The sequence below is a fragment of the Paenibacillus sp. 22594 genome, assembly GCF_052044425.1.
Classification (GTDB): Bacteria; Bacillota; Bacilli; order Paenibacillales; family Paenibacillaceae; genus Paenibacillus_AQ.
The window spans coordinates 55012-75066 of sequence record NZ_JBQENA010000007.1 but is presented as its reverse complement, the minus strand read 5'-3'; the positions used below and the strand labels follow the sequence as shown (position 1 = coordinate 75066).

14 protein-coding genes are annotated in these 20055 nt (G+C 50.8%); 11 read left to right on the top strand and 3 right to left on the bottom strand.

The window, feature by feature from the left end; genetic code table 11:
• The first annotated feature begins 215 nt into the window (after window positions 1–215).
• The 9 genes from ACTJKB_RS21485 (at window position 216) to ACTJKB_RS21445 (ending at window position 12225) form a co-directional block, all read left to right on the top strand.
• The gene (locus ACTJKB_RS21485) at window positions 216–1424 is read left to right on the top strand and encodes an HpcH/HpaI aldolase/citrate lyase family protein (protein ID WP_440836414.1); all 1209 of its coding nucleotides are present in this window, start codon (window positions 216–218) and stop codon (window positions 1422–1424) included.
• Between the two features lie 76 nt (window positions 1425–1500).
• Window positions 1501–2796, top strand: a complete 1296-nt coding sequence (locus ACTJKB_RS21480) for a phosphoribosyltransferase family protein (protein ID WP_440836662.1) — start codon at window positions 1501–1503, stop codon at window positions 2794–2796.
• Window positions 2793–3947, top strand: a complete 1155-nt coding sequence (locus ACTJKB_RS21475; RefSeq protein WP_440836413.1) for a cysteine protease StiP family protein — start codon at window positions 2793–2795, stop codon at window positions 3945–3947. Before ACTJKB_RS21480 ends, ACTJKB_RS21475 begins: the two co-directional genes overlap by 4 nt.
• Window positions 3944–4774 (top strand): HAD family hydrolase, encoded by an 831-nt coding sequence (locus ACTJKB_RS21470; RefSeq protein WP_440836412.1) that lies wholly within the window; start codon window positions 3944–3946, stop codon window positions 4772–4774. Before ACTJKB_RS21475 ends, ACTJKB_RS21470 begins: the two co-directional genes overlap by 4 nt.
• On the top strand, window positions 4774–5844 hold the full coding sequence (locus tag ACTJKB_RS21465) for an ATP-grasp domain-containing protein (RefSeq protein ID WP_440836411.1): 1071 nt from the start codon (window positions 4774–4776) through the stop codon (window positions 5842–5844). Before ACTJKB_RS21470 ends, ACTJKB_RS21465 begins: the two co-directional genes overlap by 1 nt.
• Before the next feature lie 23 nt (window positions 5845–5867).
• Window positions 5868–6578, top strand: a complete 711-nt coding sequence (locus ACTJKB_RS21460; RefSeq protein ID WP_440836410.1) for a hypothetical protein — start codon at window positions 5868–5870, stop codon at window positions 6576–6578.
• Window positions 6579–6592: 14 nt separating this feature from the next.
• A complete protein-coding gene (locus ACTJKB_RS21455; protein ID WP_074113937.1) occupies window positions 6593–7693 on the top strand; it encodes a toxic anion resistance protein in 1101 nt (366 codons plus the stop codon).
• Between the two features lie 210 nt (window positions 7694–7903).
• Window positions 7904–11083: an S-layer homology domain-containing protein gene (locus ACTJKB_RS21450; protein WP_440836409.1), complete on the top strand. Its 3180-nt coding sequence runs from the start codon at window positions 7904–7906 to the stop codon at window positions 11081–11083.
• Between the two features lie 335 nt (window positions 11084–11418).
• Complete coding sequence (locus tag ACTJKB_RS21445) at window positions 11419–12225, top strand: formate/nitrite transporter family protein (protein ID WP_440836408.1); 807 nt, start codon at window positions 11419–11421, stop codon at window positions 12223–12225.
• A gap of 183 nt (window positions 12226–12408) precedes the next feature.
• Here the strand turns inward: ACTJKB_RS21445 and ACTJKB_RS21440 are convergent, their stop codons facing one another.
• Window positions 12409–12852 carry a rhodanese-like domain-containing protein gene (locus ACTJKB_RS21440; protein WP_440836407.1) on the bottom strand — a complete coding sequence of 148 codons (444 nt, stop codon included), beginning with the start codon at window positions 12850–12852 and terminating at the stop codon, window positions 12409–12411.
• Between the two features lie 118 nt (window positions 12853–12970).
• On the opposite strand from ACTJKB_RS21440, the gene ACTJKB_RS21435 reads away from it, so the two are divergent.
• The gene (locus ACTJKB_RS21435; protein ID WP_440836406.1) at window positions 12971–13843 is read left to right on the top strand and encodes a LysR family transcriptional regulator; all 873 of its coding nucleotides are present in this window, start codon (window positions 12971–12973) and stop codon (window positions 13841–13843) included.
• Window positions 13844–14000: 157 nt separating this feature from the next.
• Here ACTJKB_RS21435 and ACTJKB_RS21430 read toward each other — a convergent pair whose 3' ends face one another.
• Together ACTJKB_RS21430 and ACTJKB_RS21425 are read right to left on the bottom strand one after the other, a co-directional pair.
• Window positions 14001–16316 (bottom strand): TPM domain-containing protein, encoded by a 2316-nt coding sequence (locus ACTJKB_RS21430; RefSeq protein WP_440836405.1) that lies wholly within the window; start codon window positions 16314–16316, stop codon window positions 14001–14003.
• 161 nt (window positions 16317–16477) lie between these two features.
• Window positions 16478–16621, bottom strand: a complete 144-nt coding sequence (locus ACTJKB_RS21425; protein WP_167330798.1) for a hypothetical protein — start codon at window positions 16619–16621, stop codon at window positions 16478–16480.
• Between the two features lie 265 nt (window positions 16622–16886).
• Here ACTJKB_RS21425 and ACTJKB_RS21420 point away from each other — a divergent pair, with 265 nt between their 5' ends.
• The gene (locus ACTJKB_RS21420; RefSeq protein ID WP_440836404.1) at window positions 16887–20021 is read left to right on the top strand and encodes an EAL domain-containing protein; all 3135 of its coding nucleotides are present in this window, start codon (window positions 16887–16889) and stop codon (window positions 20019–20021) included.
• Window positions 20022–20055: the final 34 nt, after the last annotated feature.

The window sequence follows — 20055 nt, the reverse complement described above, 5'->3', positions numbered from 1 at the left end:
TGTCAGTGTTCTATAGGAGATGGGAGTGCGCAGGGAAGGTGCACCTCCCTCATCTGCCGGGTAATCGTATAGGTTATAGCATGGCCCTTTGCTTGTATTTGAGAAAGCCGGATGCCGTCCCCGAGAGGACGGCACAGCCGGTTCTACTGCTCTTTATAAGGAGAGGTTATTTGTTGTTTGAGCGCTTCTTCGTGAACCAATAAGGGGGAAAGGCCTTGAGATACTTCGATTACCTGACCAAAGAGCAAGAAATGTCCTTATTCTATTCTCCGCCTGTTAAGTTTGACTCATCTACCCCCAAGGAGCTCCTGGCTTACGCCGTTGGAGCTGCCCTGTATATGCCCGCTACCCGTTCCAGTGTCGCTGAAGATATTTTGAAGCTCAAGGCTTCAGGTTTGGTAACGGTGATTATGGATCTGGAGGATGCGATTGGCGACGGTGAGGTTGATTTTGCCGAGGAGTCTGTCGTAAGACATCTTGCCTTCTTGTCCGCGTACGCCGACAATGAGCCTGATTTACGGAACAGTCTTCCACTGCTGTTCATCCGTGTACGCAATCCGGAGCAGCTGCAGCAGCTGATTTTCCGGCTGGGCACATTGATTACCATGGTGACCGGCTTTGTTTTCCCGAAATTCACTTTAGAGAACGGTGTGGAATATTTCGAAGCGATCGCCGATTATAACAGCTCCCGCAGCTATTCGGCGCCTGTACTGTACGGAATGCCGATCCTGGAGAGTGCACCGGTTATTTACCGGGAAAGCCGGCTGGATACCCTGCTTGGAATCCGCGCTTTATTGGGAGAATACCGTGACTATGTGCTGAATGTCCGCATTGGGGCGACGGATTTCTCCAGCCTGTTCGGGCTGCGGCGCAGTCCGGATATCAGCATTTATGATTTGACACCAATCCGCGACTGCATCTCGGATATTATCAATGTGTTCGGCCGGGTGGAGGAAGGTTACGTGATCTCCGGACCTGTGTGGGAATACTTCGGGAATAAGGAACACCGGGTATTACGTCCTCAGCTTAGGCAGACTCCTTTTGAAGATACCTATGGCAAACAGGGCCGCGAAATCCGTGAATCCTATATTACCAGGTCGGTGGATGGGCTTTTCCGTGAAGTGCTTTTGGATAAGGAAAACGGAATCGTCGGCAAAACGATCATTCACCCCTCCCACCTTAGACCTGTACAGGCTATGTATACCGTCATGCATGAGGAGTATGTGGATGCCCTGAGTATTGTGGAGAGCAATGATGGCAGCCGTGGTGTGTTCAAAAGCGAATACTACAACAAGATGAATGAAATTAAGCCGCATTTGAACTGGGCAAAACGTATCTTACTACGATCTCAAATATACGGGGTGTTACATGAACAACAGCATTTTGTCGGATTATTGCCCGAGAACGAATACACACACGTTTAATATCGTCGAAAACCTGCAGGTTAAGGTCACTGAAACCTCCAATCCTTTTCATATGCCCGTTGAAACTTTGTTCTCCATGGCAGCCCGCATCAATAAAAAACGATCGTTCCTCTTTGTCAGCAAGGTGCTCGGCAAGCACATCCCAGTCAATCCATATACCCCGCTGCTCAGCGGAGCTGCGTTGGCATTGCTGCTCTATCGGGAGATGAGCGGAGAAGCTGCGGATGGCTTGATGATGGACAAACTTCTGGATCAAGCGGTTCAAGGACTGATTCATCCCGAGCATGCGGAGGCGGCTTATCATGATCTGCTCGAAGCACGGCTGGTTCTTCCTGAGCGTGTTTTATTCATCGGCTTTGCTGAAACGGCAACGGCCCTGGGTCATAGTATGTACAACATGTTTGCTGCGGGTGCATCATATATTCATACTACCCGAGAAGACATTCCGCAGCTTGCATCGGTGGTCAGCTTTGAGGAAGAACATTCTCATGCGGTTGATCATTTATGCTATGCCCTGAATGCTGAGCTGCTGTCCGGGGAAGAACCGATTGTGCTGGTGGACGATGAAATTACTACCGGCAATACAGCGATCAATACCATCCGTGATATCCAGTCCAAGTTTCCGCGCAAGGAATATGTGGTTGCTTCACTGCTCGATTGGCGCAGCGACTCCAATATTCAGGCTTACCGTAATCTGGAGCAGGAGCTAGGCATCCGCATTCGGGCGTTAAGTTTGCTGCAGGGAACGATTGAAGTCACAGGCACACCTCAGCTGAACTTGGTGGAATCGGGTTCCCACACTTCCGCTGCCACTGAAGCCCCTGTGATTATCACGTATGTACAGGATGGTCTGGAACGGCTGAATGTGACCTCAACGGATTCTTTAGGAGAAATCAACGCTTCACCCTATCTGAGTCAGAGTGGCCGTTTTGGAGTGGAATCGCAGGATAACAGGCAGCTGGATCAAGGGGCAGCACGGGTAGCGTCACAGCTTCGCGCCCTGCGTGAAGGGGCAACTGCGCTTGTACTTGGCGTTGGTGAGTTCATGTATCTGCCTATGAGGATTGCAGCGGAGATGGGTGAAGGGGTCAAGTATCAATCCTCCACCCGCAGCCCGATTCATCCCGACCGGCGTCCGGATTATGGTGTACACAGTGCAGCGGCGTATCCTTCGGCTGGCGATCCCGGAATTTCGAATTATATTTATAATGTGGATCCGGGCCGGTATGATGATATTTTTGTGCTTCTTGAGCGTGATGTGCCCCGCCGGAGGATTGAACCGATGACGGATATTCTGAAGCGGCTGGCAGGGAACAAGGTGCATCTGATCATACTTGCCCCAGATACGGAAGAGGGAGGTTTGGTTGGATGAAGGGAACAGAACTTGATGAGCTCATGAATAGAAGAATCGCACCGCCCGTACCGTTGGGCAGTTATCCCCCGTCCGATGTTACATTCCTGCTTAAGGATCTCAGCAATGTGTCATTGGAGCGCCCGACCGCTGAACGGGAAAAGGCGATCCAGTCCGGTGTACATTATTCTGAAATGCTCCCGGTTGAATATCAGCCGACAGCCCAGTATATTGAACTGTTCCATGAGACGCTTCAGCAATCGGCGGAGAAGGTAGCGCTGGAAGTCGCTATTGTCTCCGAAATGATTGTGGCTCAGCGGGGGACTGAGGGTACCGTGCTGGTGTCCCTGGCGAGAGCGGGCACACCCATTGGAGTGTTGATTAAACGCTATATCGCTGAGTGTTACGGGGTGGAGCTGCCTCATTACAGCATTTCGATTATACGGGGCAAAGGCATTGATGAGAATGCCATTCTCTATATACTGCAACAGCACGGAACGGATGCGAAGCTGCAGTTTATTGACGGCTGGACCGGCAAAGGTGCCATCCACCGGGTATTAATAGAGGCTTGCAGCAGCATGTATAAGAAATATGGAATTATTCTTAGCGATGATCTGGCAGTGCTTGCCGATCCGGGGCATTGTTCGGGAACTTTTGGGACCCGTGAGGACTATCTGGTTCCGAGTGCGTGTCTGAACTCTACGGTGTCAGGGCTGATGAGCCGTACGGTTCTGCGTGACGACCTCATTGGACCAGAGGAATTCCATGGTGCCAAGTTTTATAAGGAGTGGCTGGAGACTGACCTCTCGAATGTGTTCATTGAGGCGATTACACCCTATTATCCTTCTGTGATAGGGGAAGCCCGGGCCATTGCAGCAGGCATGCTGGCTTCTCCTCCTGAGATTTCCTGGCAGGGGCTGAGGGATATCCAGAGTATTCAGGAAACCTTCGGCATAGCGGATATTAATCTGGTGAAGCCAGGGGTTGGCGAGACTACCCGCGTGCTGCTGCGCAGAGTACCGTGGAAAATTCTTGTCGATACTATGGACAACCCGAATCTGCGTCATATTCTGCTGCTGGCGGAGGATCGCGGCGTTCCGGTCGAGGTTTTCCCCGGCCTTACTTATTCCTGTTGCGGGATTATCAAGCCGCTGAAAGGGGAGAGCGAATGATCTATGCCAGCGATCTGGACCGCACCCTGATCTACTCCTCCAGTGCGATTGGCATTCCCGAGGATTCTCCAGGCCTTGTTCCGGCTGAGGTGATCGACGGGAGGACGGCATCCTATATTTCGCAGCATGCCCTGGAGCTGCTTAAGGAGCTTTCAGCCAAAATAACTTTTATGCCTGTAACTACACGGACGGTGGCACAGTACAGACGGATTAACCTGTTCCAGGACACGGTCATTCCCGATTACGCGATAACCAGTAATGGCGGAAACATTCTGGTGAACGGGGTTCTGGATCAAGAGTGGCGGGCAACGATAGGCAAGCTGGTGGAACAGGAGTCAGCAGCGGCTGAGGAAGCCAGAAGGCTTGTACGGTCTGTGGTCCGGGCAGAATGGATTATCAGTGAGCGGTATTGTGACGAGCTGTTTTACACCTTTGTGGTTCATCGTGATTTGCTGCCCTTGGATGAAATCACAAGGCTCGCGGAGCATTTGGATGGCATGGGCTGGAAGGTTTCGCTGCAGGGCCGTAAGCTGTACGTAGTCCCTGGGGCAGTCAACAAAAGCGATGCAATCATCCATGTGCGGCGTACCGTTCATTCTGAGCCCATGGTTGCTTCAGGCGATTCCCTGCTGGACAAAAGCCTGCTTGCGATCGCTGATTACGCGATAGCCCCTTGCCATGGAGAAATATTTGCCGAGCAGCAGGCAGGTCTAGTAAAATTAGAATATCCCTTTACGAAGAAGGCCGGTGTATTTGCCGGGGATGAGATTATGGAGTACGTACAGAGGCTGTACAACAATTTGACAGCACTAGGAGTTGGGCCATAATGAAAAAGGTAAACATTTATTTTAACCGGTGGTTTTCCGTGGCTTTTCATTATATGAACCTCATCCGCAACAATGAGGATGGCATCCCTGTTCAAATCTTCGCCACTCATCCCGATATCCGGCATATGTCACTGCAAGGCGCTGATGTTGCCGGACCGGAGCCCGAACTGGAAGGGATCGAATATGTGCAGTTCTGTGTGGATTTCTGCCGCAGTAATGAGATCGATATTTTTATTCCGCGGCTGCATATGCTGGACATTGCCTTACACGCATCTATGTTCGATGCCATAGGCACCAAAGTGCTTGTCTGCCGTGATCTGGACCTGCTGGAGAAGATTATGGACAAGGGCAAGTTTTATGAGAGTGTCAAAGAGACCGGAATCATGACGATTCCGGATTACCATGTGGTTAGCACAGCGGAGCAATTCCAGGCCGCCTACGAGGATCTTGCAGCCAAAGGGCATCAGGTTTGCTTCAAGCCGACTGAAACCGAAGGCGGGCTTGGCTTCCGCATCATTAATAATACCCGCAATCCTTTGCAGGAACTTTTTGGCCATGTCACGCCTTACATATCTTTTGAAGATGCACACCGGATACTCTCCAGTGTGGATTCTTTTCCGAATCTGATGGTGATGGAGCTTCTTGAAGGCTTGGAGTACAGCATAGATTGTCTGGCCGACGAGAATGGAAGACTGCTTGCGGCGGTGCCGCGCCGCAAGGCGGGCGGGCGCTTGCGGCTGATGGAGCATATTCCGGAGCTGGAGCAAATTGCTTCAAGGGTGGCCGAGTCTTACCGGATTCCATTCAATTTCAATATCCAGATGAAATATAGCGGCACGATTCCCAAGCTGCTTGAGATTAATCCCCGGATGTCCGGAGGGCTGCATATCTCCTGCCTGTCGGGAATTAACTTCCCTTACCTGGCGGTCAAAAGCGCACTGGGCGGCGAGGTTCAACCAGCGGAATTCGCCGGCAATGTGCTGGCCAGCCATGTGGAACAGCCGCTGATCATGAGAATAAACGGCGAGTCCGTAGTTACGGATGCCGTGAACCTGAGCGGCAGTTCATAAGCTGCTCACAAGAGGTGAGAACAATGCAATTAAAAGGGAAAGTATTATTGTACGGCGGTGCCGGCTATATTGTTGCCTTGCTGACGAGTGCTTTTATACCTGAGATGATCTCTCTGCTGCTGCCGGTGGCCGGTGCAGGCGTCGCGATTATGGGCGGCAAACAGCGGATCAATCTGCCGGCAGAGGTTCTTCCCGCTGGACAGCGTGAAGGGGAAGAAGCGATAGCCCCTTCACCCGCTGCTCGCAACCTGGAGACGGGCAGTACTTCAAGCGGTTCTGCCGCTGCAGATGGACAAGCCTTTGCCGGACGGGAGAGAGCCGGGATTCAGATCGGAGCGGAATTCGCTCCGGTGGTGGAGTATCTCAGCATTTTGGAGGATATGATTATTTCTGAAGGGCAGAAGGATACGCTCGACAATGAGATTGTCGAGAAGTCGCTGGCGCTCTTTGCCAGGCTGCAGCGTGTGATTCCTTTGCTGCAGGAACTGGGCAACGGGGAGATTAATCATACCGTCCGCAGGCTGGTGCTGAAGGACCTCAATGGTGTAATCAATCCGTTTCTGCGTTTGGGCGGTGAAGCCAAAACAAGAAACCGGAGAATGCTGCTGAACGGTCTGCGTGATGTCGATACCAAGATTTCGGATATCGCCTCGACGATCGAGCATAAAGACCTGATGGAACTTCAGACCAAGGCGGAACTGATTCATCAGCGGTACAGCAGTTCCGAATTATAGGAGGAGGGAAACCCATGTCCACGCAGTTAATTGAGCTCAAAAAAGAAGATGAGCAGAAGGTTGCCCTAGAGGCCTCTCAACTGATTGAGAAGGTCGCCAAGACAGACACCGTTGCCCTGGATTCCTTAATGGATGATATCGGCAAGCTGGGAGTGAAGACGCAGGAGAAGGCGGGGCAGACCCTGAAGCTGCTGGACCGCCCGGTGAATGATCTGATGTCCGGCAAACGGGTAGAAGTGCCGAATATGATTATGAAGCTGCGCAATGAGTGCGAGACGCTTCAGCAGAGCAAGAACGTCAGCTTTTTTGGCAAAATGCTCCGTAAGAGTCCGCTCAAGAATTATGTATACAAGTATCAGTCTGTCCGCACGAATATTGACGCGATTATAACCGGCTTGCGTGACGGACGCGATACGCTCGAAGAGAGCATCGTCAATATGCGACAGCTCAAACGCACCTCTATGGAGGAGATTTACAACCTGCAGACCAAAATCGCCTTCGGCAACAAGCTGAAGGAGCTGTTCGAGGCTGAAATCGCCAAACCCGAAAATGAGTTCCGCAAGGCGTATCTGGAACGCGGGCTGCGTAAGGTTATGGTCCGAATCCAGTCCATGACTGAAATGATTCTCCTTTACAACCAAGCGATTGCCGCTACGGATATCATCAACGACAACAATGATAAGCTGATCGATTCCGTAAATAACGCGATTGATAAGACATCGAATCTGATCACAGTCTCGGCGATGATTGCCATGTCCCTGGCCGATCAGGAGAATGTCATCTCTGCGGTGGAAGCGACGAATAAGACCATTGAAGATCAATTCAAGGAGAACGCGCGTCTGCTGCGTACCACTACGGAGAAAACGACAGAGCTGCTCTCCAAGCCCTCTATGTCGCTCGAAGCCGTTAATCAGGCTATTGGCGATCTGTTGAGCGCTTTGGATACCTCTGAACAGTCTAACCGCCGGATCATTGAGAGCTGCCAGGATTATACGTCCAAAATGACAACCATCAACACGCAGCTGAACAACCGCCTCGGATTGAATGAAGGCTCACAGCCGCAGGCCTTGAAGCAGGCGGATACCGACAGCGGGCTTAGTAACTTTTTGAACTAAGGATTTTATCAGCGGATCAAACTTAAATAAATTGGACAAGCCTGCTCAGCTTTTGGCAGGCTTTTTTGGTGCTTGATTGCATACTTCTATTTCTATTAATTGTGTAATTTGCAATGGGCTGATATATTTGCATAGAATAAAATGGTAATGTTTCCAGTTGTGCTTGCTGAGGGCTACATAACGGACACACAAAACAGGGAGGGACAGAAAATGGGCAGGATATTTCGCGGATTGTTGACGGGTGCGCTAGGAATAGGCGTGCTGTTTAGCTCGATGGGTGCTGCTGCGGCTGAAACGGTGAAGGACTATGAAGGCCACTGGGCGCAGAATACGATTGAAAAATGGCTGGACAAAGGCCTACTGAATGGGTTTGAAGATGGATCGGTAAAACCCGATCAATCCATAACCAGAGCCGAGTTTATGGCGATTGTAAACCGCTCTTTTGAGATTGCTAGTTTATTCGACAAGAAAGAAGTTCCGAAAATAACGTTCTCTGATGTTAGTGCCACCAGTTGGGCCTACAAAGAGGTGGCTATGGCCGTTGGGGCAGGTTATGTTCAGGGCTATAACAACAAGGCGCGTCCGAATGCACAGATTACCCGCCAAGAGGCAGCGGTTATTATAAGCAGGTTGTTGAAGTTTGAATTAACGCAAAATAAAGCAGAGGCTCTGGCGGGCTTCAGTGACCGTGGAGAGGTTGCGGCATGGAGCGCAGGCAGTGTCACTGCGCTTATTAACGCTGATCTAATGAAAGGGTACCCGGATGGGACATTTAAACCTAAGAAGCCGTTGACCCGGGCGGAAGCGGTAACTCTAATTGAGCCGATGCTTCAAGTGAGCGGCGGCGCAGAAATTTTTGATCATGCGGGTGTTTATGGAGGAGAGGATGAACAGAACCGGTGGACTTCCGAGACTGTAGTTATCTCCGCCGACGGAGTTACACTCCAGAACGTGACAATTGTGGGTAATCTTCTGCTGGATGCCGGAATTGGTAATGGAGACGTGACCTTGAAGAATGTAACCGTTCGTGGCACTACTACTGTCAAGGGAGGGGGAGGTGATTCTGTTCACTTCATTAACTCCCAACTGGGGGATGTGGTTGTGAACAAAGCGGGCGGAGCGGTCCGGTTAGTATCCGAAGGCACCACCAGTGTGAAGCAGGTAACAGTGCAGACCTCCGCCAAGCTTGAGGAAAGCGGGGTTACAGGTGCTGGGTTCACCAATGTTACGGTTGATCAGGACCTCACTTCCAGCGGTCCCTTTGTTCTGTCTGGAGCATTTGATACTGTAAATATTAACGCCAAAGCCGTCATGCAGCTGACTAAAGGTTCAGTGGCAGCACTCAGCATAGGTGCTGCGGCGGGGAATGCCTCAGTAGATATTGCGAGTGGTACTAAGGTAACCAAAGCGGTGCTTGATGCGTTCACCAAGGTGACCGGAACCGGCCAAGTGGAGACAGCGATCCTTAATGACGGGGCTAAAGGCTCTTCGTTTAATACTAAGCCGCTCACCATAGAGGGTCCGCAAAAGGATTCTTTAGTTATTACGACGGCTTCTGTAACGCCAACACCGGCAGTGATCATTGGCGGAGGTGGCGGTGGAGGAGGAGGAATAGCTACGGCTGCACCAATCGTAACTATAGCGCCAACTCCAGCTCCAACGGCGACACCAGTTCCGACCGCGACTCCGGCATCAACGGCCACACCAGTGCCAACAACGCCGGTTAAAGAGATCCCGATACTTCAAACCTATATTATTGCTTCTCCAGATGCTACGGTAACGAATGCTGTGTACTTGCAGTTTGATTTTAGTTCGATTCCTGAGTCAATCCTCAAAAGCGCAGGCAACGCCTCCTACTATATTACCTCCACACCCATTGATGACAGGGATCTGCGTTGGGAGTTATACAATAAAAGAGCTATCTTAACTATGACCACACGTCCGTACCAATACAATCCGATCTATAAAATGACAGTGCCCAGCGATTATGTCGGAACAGGCGGAGACAAATATGTGACGGTTGTGTTCAGGGGCAAGGATGGGGCAGTCGGCTACAGCACCCAAAAGGTGAATTTGCACCCGTCACTTACCAGCGCGGCGGCCAATATTACAAAGCTTGCAAGTGGCGTAACAATTGAGCGGGATAAGCAAATGATTGACGGAAGCGCAAAATATTCCGACATTGTAGATGTTTCGAATGTTTTATCTCAGAATGAAGAGGCGGCTTATTACACTATTACTCCAAAGTACGTGGACACTGTTGCCGCCAATCATGAATTGAGCGATCTGCTCTCTTTTTCGCTCAGACTGTATAACCAAAAGCGCATCCGGGTAACAGAGGCTTATAATTATACCCAGCCTGTAGATGATATCCCGTTGGCTGTTGAGATGCTGAAGGATCTGAAAACTAACATTGACCAGGAGTACACTATTATCTTTTACGACAAGACCTTGCAGGCTATCAGCTATTATGAAGGAAAGGTTCATCTCAGTGACCAACTGGCCGTCGAAGCCGCCAAGGAAAGAATTAGTGAAATTCAGGGCTACTCGACGATAGCGCTGCAAGCAGAGAACTCCATCCTGAAGGCTTCGAACGCGTATTCCGCACTGAGTGATGCACAGAAGGCGCAGATTAGCCAGACTGACAAAGATAAGCTGGAAAAGGCGCTAGGCGATCTGGAGACGATGCGGCATGCGGGTCCGCTGGGCAGCAGTCTTTCGCTGATATACTCCGACATTCGGATAAACAATCCGGAATTCAACGGAACAACTATATTCGCATATAACGAGTATTATCCTTATACCTTGAGAAGTGAAACTTCATTTATGTCTTTCTATCTCACGGAGAATCCAATTACCTTGGCAGATATCAAAGGCTCAAAAGGAATCGGCACCCAGCCCTTTGCGGACTTGGCCTACCTTCGGAAGCTGGACAAAAAAGGCGATTACTACGTAACCGTAGTGTTCTACGATAAAAGTCTTCAGCCCGCACGTTATGCTACTCAGCGGATCACCATGTCTCCCAATACGCCTGTATGGGATGGCACAGCCGTTCAGGTCAAGGAAGGCGTATCCTTGCTGCGGGAATATGGCAACAGCCTGCGAATGGATTATGTTACGTTTAAGGATTATCTGAAGGCACACCCAGAAGCGGCCTATTTTTCATTCACGACTGGATCTGCTCTAAATGCCGCCGGAAAAAGCTTCACTGCGGAGCAAGCGGTACAACAGATGAATCCATATCATCCGACCGATTTCAGCGATACTTACTACCCGATGCTATTTGAAGACAATCAAGCTTTGAATGGAAAGTCTGAGGATTACATTATCGTTTTCTATGATAAGAATTTTAAAGCCATCAGCTATTACATGGGAAGCTTGGCCGATTAATCTAGAAGTGAAACCCGATCATAATCTCTCACTCCCCCACATAAGTTGTCACTGAGGCGGCATATGGAGGAAGTGGGGATAAGCGGATGGTTCTGGGGTGTTTGATACTTGTGCTTATCGTCGTAGCCAGCAGTGAGAAAGCAGAGGCTATTGTCAGGTTGAATGATCCGGGCGATGACAGTTAAGGCAGCAGTGTTAGGGTTCTCCGATTAGAATCCAAAAAATTTAAGATATTCCGTGGTTCAAGCGATTTCCAGCGGTTTATTGGGTATAATAACCCAGAGGCTGTCTTATACCTCATATCGCTGAAAATACGAAGCTAATGCGGAGGTCACATGGAGAACGAGGCACTGCTGCAGGTAGAGAAGTTGGCTCTGAAGAAACAGAAGATTTACAAGCAGAGTATTTTCCGTTATATCGCCAGGGCAATGCTGGCTAGTATGTTCATTGGATTCGGTGTCATCGTAGCGTTCAAGACCGGTAACTTTTTCTATATGGAGCATTCGCCGATGACGTATCCGATGGCGGCGATTACGTTTGGCGCAGCCATCATTCTGATCTCGTATGGCGGAGGCGATTTGTTCACCGGAGACACTTTTTATTACACGTATGCCGCCTTAAGACGCAAAATGCAGTGGACCGAGGTTGTGCGGATGTGGGTCATGAGCTACATCGGCAATATTCTTGGGGCCACAGCATTTGCGCTGCTGATTTTTTTGACGGGGTTGTTCTATGACTCCAGTGTGAATGGATTTCTGCTGAATGTGGTGGCCCACAAGATGGAAGCCCCAACGATGCAGTTGTTCTTCCGGGCAATTCTTTGTAACTGGCTGGTATGTCTGGCCTTTTTTGTTCCCATGTCTATGAAAAGCGATGGAGCCAAAATGTTCGCCATGGTTCTATTCGTCTTCTGCTTCTTCATTTCCGGCTATGAGCACAGTATTGCCAATATGTGTACGTTTGCGATTGCACTCGTGCTGGATCATCCCGGTACGATCTCCTGGGGCGGTGTTCTCCACAATCTGGTGCCGGTCACTTTGGGGAATCTAATCGGAGGTGGCGTGCTGATGGGCGTAATGTATTATTATGTGAACAAGCCGTTTCTGGATGAGCAGCATGACGAGTCTAAGGATACGCACTAATAAAAGAGATTCAGCCACAGTATCAACGGCTCTGTAGTGTGCCGAAACCGGCTGCAACGAATCAGCATCATCCTAAGCCCCAAGCAAGCCCGCTCCCGCCTAACCGTGGAGGAGGGGCTTGTTTGTTGTTAAATCATTTCCGCCAATAAATAGGCTGTCATCCAAATAGGACGGATAGAGCACTTATACCTGTGGCGTATAGTATAACGGCGCTTTCTCCCTAAGCGTGCCTTCCAGTGCCCCGCCTTCTTTGCGCCAGTACTCGATACCTCCGAGCATTTCTTTCACCGGATAGCCCTGGGCAGCCAGTCTGGCAGCGGCTTTGCTTGCTCCATTGCAGGCAGGGCCCCAGCAGTAGAGCACCAGGACCTCTCCAGAGGAGAACTCCGGGGAGCCGCTAGCAAGACGGCCCGAAGGTAAGGAAACGGCTCCCGGCAGGTGGGCTTCCTCATAGGAACGGGTGTCGCGGACATCCACCAGCGTAAACCCGGTGATGCCCTCACGCAGATCAAACGCCACATCAGCCACATCGGTTTCAAAGGAGCCCTTAGCTGTAAAATAAGTCAGGGCTGCTGTAGGGTCGGCTGCGGGCACAGCCAGTACCTGTGATTTGGGTGAAATGTTCATTAAGATTCCTCCTCTGGGATATCGTGCTGGCTTTATTGTATAATGAATCTATAATTGTAGTTATCTATAGTACTTAATAATAAATATCGAAATTTTCGATAGTTCGGGAGAAATTACGATGGAACTCACCTATTTGCGGACCTTTTGTGAAGTAGTATCCAGTGGAAGTTACACGCGGGCAGCAGAGAAGTTAGGCTACGCCCAATCGAGCGTAACTGCGCAAGTGGCCAAGCTTGAGGAGATGTACGGGGCGGTCCTGCTCGAGCGTTCGGGGCGGGGGATGATTCCGACCTTTGCGGGGAATAATCTCCTGCCGTATGCCCGGCAAATGCTGGCGCTCAGCGAAGAGGCCAAGGGAATGATTGCGGGCGGGGACCGGGGTGTACTGAATATCGGGGCCATAGAGACCCTTGCGGCCTATTACCTGCCACACCGGTTGCACCGCTATAGATTGCAGTATCCCGAGGTGCAGCTTCGTGTTCAGCCCGGCTCGGAGGAAGGGATTATTGCGGCGGTCAAAGGTAAATCAGCAGATTTCGGACTGATCTTTGATGTGACGTATGTGTCCGATGAGATTATCGCGCTGCCGCTGCGCCAAGAGCCATTGTATGTAGTCACCCATCCGGAGCATAGGCTTGCCAAAGAAATGGAGGTTGCTTCCAATCAGCTGGCTGGCGAGCCGTTAGTGCTGACGGAGGATACATGTACTTACCGCAAGCAGTTGCTGCAGGAGCTCAAGGCAGCGGGCATTGCTCCGCGTATAGACATGGAATTCGGAAACCTTGAGGGAATCAAGCAGGCGGTGCGGCATCAGTGGGGGATAGCCTTTTTGCCGCGCTATGCCATTGAGGAGGAACTGAGCACTGGCGTTTTAACCGGAATTCCCTTGACCGGGAAGCAAGAGAAGTTTTACATTCAGCTCATATACCGCAAGGAGCGCAAGTTATCCCCGGCTTTTGAACACTTTATTGCAGAGATGCGGCAGCAATGAGTTGCCGTTCAAGTCCAAATATAAGAATCTATATGTCACGCATTAAATGATCCTTCACTTATTTGCACAGATCCCAAGGTAACAACTGCATTCCGGCAAAAAAACGCCTCCGGCCAGAAATTGGGCCGGAGGCGTTTTGAATAGGTCAGCTATGTGTCTACCATTTGGAGCCGCCGGAGGAGTTTCTGCCGGACTTGCCTCCCCCGCCGCCCCAGGAAGAGCCGCCGGAGGAACGGCCGCCGCCTCCCCAGGAGGAGCCGCCGGAGGAGCGTCCTCCACCGAATCCGCCGCCGGATGAGGAGGCACGCTTGCGCGCCTGCTCCCGGCGCTGCTGTTCCCGCAGGATCGCCAGCTGTGCCAGGCGCTCCTCTTCTTCTTTCTGGCGTACCAGCCGGTTCGCTTCCTCTACGAAGGCAGAAATCCGGGACGCATAGGAGCGTCCCGCGGTTTCCAGCTCATCAAGGTTGTAAGGACGGGCAGCCAGCCGCTGCTCCAGTTCAGCATACTCCGGCAGCAGGGAGAGCTGGAAAGGGCTTCTGGAAGTGATCCCCTTGCTTTGCAGCCGGTTCTGGGCCGTGTCCACTTGGGCTTGTCCCTCAGAGAAGAGCCGGGTAATGTCAGACAAGCGTTGATTCAATGTGCCCAGACTTTCGCTGATATGATCGAACTTCTGTACGGTTTCTTCTTGCAGCTGAAGCAGCCGGTCCAGGCCGCTGCGGGCGTTCTCGTATTCCCCACGCTGGTCGCTGGTCCAGGTTTCAATCTGCGGCACTTCGCCAGCACCTTGGCGAAGCTGTGTTTCCGATGTCTCAAGCACTTCTGCAAGTGGGCTTAGATGGCGCTCTGCAAACCGGCTGCGGGCTTCAGCAATTTGGCCTTGCAGCTCATTGCGCCGCTGAGTCAGCTCACTCCAGCGGCCGCGAATCGTAGCCAGATCCCTCAGGTTATTCTGGCGGATCAGTGCCTGGCGTTCTGTCATCGCAACAGCTTCGCCAAGCAAGGTGTCCATTTGGGCAGCGATTCTGCGTACTTCATCCATGTCTCCGATACGCAGAGGCGCTTCAAGCGTTGCTGCGGCTGCAGAGGCCTGGTCAAGACTTTCATAAGGCTTAACCTTCATATTGTGGAGGGAGTTCTGTTCGATCAGTGCAGCGATTTTGCTGCGCGCAGCTGCCACAACCCCTGGGAATTCATTAAGTTTATCGTCATAAGTATCCACATCCTGCAGATCCTGTTCGATTTGTTCCTGCCGTTCTTGGGCTTCCCCGGTCATATCCTGTGCTGCAATCGGGTCGAAGAGCTCCAGCTCATCTGCTTTGGCAGTTTCTTCGGCCAGTTCCTTCAGATCCTCCGCGATTTCCTCCAGCCCATAGCCGGTCTCCTTCACTGCACTCTGTAGATGGTCATTCAATTCAGGCGCATCCTTTTTCAGCTCTGTAATCTGCTGTTTGACATTGCGGTCGGCATCACTGATTACAGCTATAAGCTGCTCTTCTTCCTCCAGCGCCGAGCGGAAAGCCGCCTCGGCCTGCTGCAGCTCTGTACTGGCTTCTTTGAGCGCCTTCAAACGGTAGAACGGGGGCAGAGGGCCTTGGCCAGAGCTTTGCAATGCCGAAATTTCAACCAGCTTGGCAGACAGCCTCTTGGAAATTCCCTCGACCATTTCCCCGGTCTTCCCCTGAACAATGCCCTGGAACGGCTGAAGGGATTCCAGGGCATGATTGGCCTGTACCAGCAGGTCTGCCAACTGCTCCTGCTGGCTGCCAAGCTGTCCCCGTCTGCGCAGACCGGTGAACAGCACATACAGCACTATTGCCAGCAGTGCAATCCCAATGACGAGCGCTGCTAGTGTGAGTAGCCCAAGGCCGGAACTGCCGTTCTCCGCACGTCCGGAACCGCCACTGTTCCCGCTGTCCGTGGTACCGCCCGCCGCCGCGCTGCTGTCCGGGGACCCGGAACCGCCACCGCCTGCAACTGCACCGCCACCTGTGCCAGCAAAGGAATGAAGCTCCATAATCATGGAGCGGATGCCCCCGGCAAAATCGCCTTCCCTCGCAAAAGGAATGAAGTACGTATCCAGCATTCCCTGGATGGCCGCAGTCCCTGCCGACCCGCCATGGGCCTGGGACCAGGTGTTAATCTCCCTCTGGAGACCCGGGTTCAGGAAATTTAGTTCAACCTGCGTATCTGCGGCAGATAAAAGGAGGAGAACATCTCTCGGCTTTAAAGCCCAAGAGTCATATACGTCTGTGGCATAGGCGGAAGCCTCGGCCCCGTCCAAGGAATCCACGGTCAACACCCGAATGGTATAGTCGTCACCAGCAGCGATGGCTGCAATATCGGCCGCTTCCTGATTGGTGAGCAGACCGGCCTTATCGGTAACCATTCCCTCCTGTGCAGGAATTCCCGCCGCATACACATTAGGCATCCATAGGAGGCTGAACATCAGGAACAAGACAACATATTTTTTCATAGGGGGCACGCTCCGATCTGAAGGTGGTCTAGTGTACTGTATATTATGCTGATAATTATACTATATCATTATACATCCCACGGCTGTTTGCTTGGGATACGCACCCGAAGAACCAAAAAAGCCGCATCCCCTCAAGGAGATGCGGCGTAGCTGCAGAACTGCTATCTGGTTTGCAGGCAGAGTATATATTGCAATCTGGATTTAATTTCTTTTTGCCATTTCAAATCTCCAACTTTTACAGCAAGATTGAGCAGATCCAGATAATCGTCAACCTTCAGTGCCGTCCGGGTAGTGGCTGCGTTCATGGGTGTTCAGTCTCCTTTATTTCAATAATGATAATCATTATCAACTACTAATGCTATTATCCACACTTTTTACCTAAAAAGCAATATAAAAAAAATAAAGGACTTCAATTTTTTTGCTATAGGTGTACTTAGGAGGATCTGCATAATTTATCGCAGTTACAGGGGCCGCTTGCAGGAAACATACCGTTTTTTGTCGAATAGAGCTTGATATAAGTGATAGCGTGAAGCATGAAAATTCTTATATTTTGGAAAAAGGAGAATTGCGATGAAGCGGTGTAAACTCTTGCTTCTAATTAGCATTGTGCTCATGCTTGCGCCCCCTGCATTCGCTCACGCCGAAAGACAGGAAATCCGATACCAGGCAGAACTCGATTATCCGCCATACAAGTATATACAGAACGGATACCTGACCGGCTTCGATATTAACCTGACGAGTATGATTTTTGAGAAGAGGGAGTATCTGATTCACTACAGTACCGGCGAATGGGAAGATACATACAAAAGGCTGATGCGGGGAGAAATTGATACAACAGGTCTTACGGCCATAACTAAGGAACGGAAGAAGGAGATCCTGTTCTCACAGCCTGTACTCAAAAGCTATATATCGGTCTATTCCCGTCAGGCGCTCCAAGAAGAAATCAAGCTAAGCAATCTGAAGAATTACATAGTCGGCGTCGGCAAGGACCAATATTCCGAGACCGTTCTGCGCAATGAAACAGATGCCTCACAATACATAGAATATGCAACAATACCGGAAGCGCTGGAAGCCCTGCGGAAAGGCGAGATTGACCTGCTCTTTGAGAATCAGGGAGTGGTAGACTATTTAATCGTTGAGCAGGGCTTGACCGGCAATATTATCCGGAAAATGAGTAATTTATACCCCTTAGATGTCGCTTTTGGCGTCAGCAAGTCTGAGCCTCAGCTTGTTTCTTATATTAACGGGCGGCTGGACCGACTAGAGCGATCGGGAGCTTTTGATGAACTGTACCAGCAATACTTTTATACCCATTCCGATAACTTCAGAGCGATGATGCGTGGCCGGATGATATCCGGAATTGTCATTGGTATATTACTCTTGGCCACCGTGATTGCTGCGCTCAGAGTATATATCAGGCATCTCCGGCGGACCATTCATTCGGAGCAGGAGTTTTTCGGGGATGTCATTGAGCACAGCGGCATGATTGTATGGGCGGTACACGGGGATAAGCGGGTTGTAAAGTTCAACCAGTATGCGGCAGCAATGACCGGACTTAGCGAGAAAGATGTGCTGGATACGAGCCTCGAGAAGATTTCGGGGCTCGATGGCGGGACGGAAATGCTAAGAGAGCTTCTCATCCGGGCGGTGCATCAAGATTACGTAAGTAATGTGGAGATGAAGCTTCCGGCACATTCACACGAAGCACGCTACTTCTCGTTCCGGACAACGCTGATCCGTGGAATGGACCCGCAGGCAGAGGATATATTCGTGCTCGTCGGGATGGATATTGATGAATGCAAGCAGAACGAGCTCAAGCTGCAGCTCAGCTATGAGGAGCTGGAGGCCACATACGAAGAGCTGTCGGCGACCGAAGAGGAACTGAAAGATCAGTTGAACAAACTTAGCGTAAGTGAACGCCGGTTCCGGCTCGCTTCCGAGGGCTCCGGTGCCTATATGTGGGAACTAGATTACGAGAGCGGTGTTTATAAACTGTCGGAACGCTGGTATGAGGTCATGGGCTACACGGAAGAAGAGATCAACAGGTTCGAGGGCGGTGTTCTCAGCATCATCCATCCCGACGACCAGGAGCCCGCGCGTAAAGCCCGGCAGGATCACTTGGCCGGACTGACCCCAATCTATGAACTGGAGTACCGGATGCGCACTAAGGACAACAGCTACGTCTGGTTTGAAGTACGCGGCAAGGCTATTGTAGACCACAAAGACCAAATGATGTTGTTCCTGGGCTCCTTGATTGATATCAGCAAGCGCAAGCAGGCTGAGTTCCAGCTAAGCAACAGCTACCAGGAGCTTGAAGCCACCTATGAGCAGCTGACAGCCACGCAGGATGAGCTTGTAGGCCAGTATGATATGCTGCTGGAGAATCAAAAGAATATGCACCGTTTGGCGTATATGGATTCACTCAGTAATCTGCCCAACCGTATTCTTTTGCTGGAGACCATGGAGAGTTATTTCCACCGTCCCGGAGGCAAGGCGGCACTTCTGTTCGTAGATACGGATAATTTCAAATATATTAATGATACGCTGGGCCATAAATCCGGTGATATCCTGATCCGTCAGGCCAGTGAACGGCTGCAGTCCGTTGTGCGCGAAGGGGACATGCTGTCCCGGCTAGGCGGTGATGAGTTTGTGGTGTTTGTCAAAGATACAGAGGACCGTATAGAGGTCCTGGAACTGGCAGAGAGTATTCTGCGTTCCTTCCGCAGGTCATTTTTGATCGGAGAGAGCAATTTGTATGTTTCCGTGAGTATTGGGATTTCCTTCTACCCGGAAGACGGTGAAACTACGGAAGAGATTCTGATGAATGCCGATGTTGCCATGTACAGAGCCAAAGAGGAAGGGAAAAACACCTTTGTGGTCTACGACAAGTCCATGCATATGCCATTCAATGAACGGATGAACATTGAGAAACATCTGCGCAGTGCGATGAATAACAATGAATTTCAGCTGCATTACCAGCCGCAGGTGGATATCCGGACAGGACTTATCTCGGGCTTTGAAGCGCTGATTCGCTGGAACAGTCCAATCCTGGGCTTTGTATCTCCGCTATCCTTTATCAAAATTGCCGAAGATTCCAGACTGATCATCTATATCGGGGAGTGGGTGCTTAGAGAGGCCTGCAATTTCATGAAAAGCATCAATGACCGAACGGGCCTACCCTACAAAATTTCAGTAAACATATCCATTATTCAGTTGCTGCAGGATGATTTCGTAGAGATTGTGCTCGATAGTCTGAGGGAAAGCGGCCTTGCGCCTAATTGTCTGGAGCTTGAAATTACGGAATCCATTTTCATGGAATCCTTTGAGAACACAGTAAGTAAGCTGGAATTCCTGAAATCCCGCGGGATTCGCATCGCTCTGGATGATTTTGGAACCGGTTATTCATCCCTGAGCTATTTGCAGCAGTTACCGATCTCCACACTCAAAATGGACAAAATCTTCATCGACTCGCTGGTGGAAAAGGCCTACAGCCAATCCTTCGTCCAAACCATCATCATTCTGGGACATAAGATGGGGCTGGAGGTTGTGGCAGAAGGTGTAGAGGATGCTGACCAACTGGCGTTCCTCAAGGAATCGGATTGTGACAAGGTACAGGGATATCTCATTAGCCGTCCGGTGCCGGAGCGCGGAGTGATTGAGCTGCTGGAGCCTCATAGACGTCATGGACCCGAATATCTGCAATGAATAAATTCCGTTTCAGCATGGCATGAAAAAGGCT

Excerpts from the sequence above, each read along its gene's own strand:
- ACTJKB_RS21475 (WP_440836413.1), top strand. The coding sequence starts at position 2,793 with ATGAAGGGAACAGAACTTGATGAGCTCATGAATAGAAGAATCGCACCG.
- ACTJKB_RS21440 (WP_440836407.1), bottom strand. The coding sequence starts at position 12,852 with ATGAACATTTCACCCAAATCACAGGTACTGGCTGTGCCCGCAGCCGAC.
- ACTJKB_RS21460 (WP_440836410.1), top strand. The coding sequence starts at position 5,868 with ATGCAATTAAAAGGGAAAGTATTATTGTACGGCGGTGCCGGCTATATT.
- ACTJKB_RS21425 (WP_167330798.1), bottom strand. The coding sequence starts at position 16,621 with ATGAACGCAGCCACTACCCGGACGGCACTGAAGGTTGACGATTATCTG.
- ACTJKB_RS21420 (WP_440836404.1), top strand. The coding sequence starts at position 16,887 with ATGAAGCGGTGTAAACTCTTGCTTCTAATTAGCATTGTGCTCATGCTT.
- ACTJKB_RS21435 (WP_440836406.1), top strand. The coding sequence starts at position 12,971 with ATGGAACTCACCTATTTGCGGACCTTTTGTGAAGTAGTATCCAGTGGA.
- ACTJKB_RS21455 (WP_074113937.1), top strand. The coding sequence starts at position 6,593 with ATGTCCACGCAGTTAATTGAGCTCAAAAAAGAAGATGAGCAGAAGGTT.
- ACTJKB_RS21470 (WP_440836412.1), top strand. The coding sequence starts at position 3,944 with ATGATCTATGCCAGCGATCTGGACCGCACCCTGATCTACTCCTCCAGT.
- ACTJKB_RS21445 (WP_440836408.1), top strand. The coding sequence starts at position 11,419 with ATGGAGAACGAGGCACTGCTGCAGGTAGAGAAGTTGGCTCTGAAGAAA.
- ACTJKB_RS21480 (WP_440836662.1), top strand. The coding sequence starts at position 1,501 with ATGGCAGCCCGCATCAATAAAAAACGATCGTTCCTCTTTGTCAGCAAG.
- ACTJKB_RS21465 (WP_440836411.1), top strand. The coding sequence starts at position 4,774 with ATGAAAAAGGTAAACATTTATTTTAACCGGTGGTTTTCCGTGGCTTTT.
- ACTJKB_RS21450 (WP_440836409.1), top strand. The coding sequence starts at position 7,904 with ATGGGCAGGATATTTCGCGGATTGTTGACGGGTGCGCTAGGAATAGGC.
- ACTJKB_RS21430 (WP_440836405.1), bottom strand. The coding sequence starts at position 16,316 with ATGAAAAAATATGTTGTCTTGTTCCTGATGTTCAGCCTCCTATGGATG.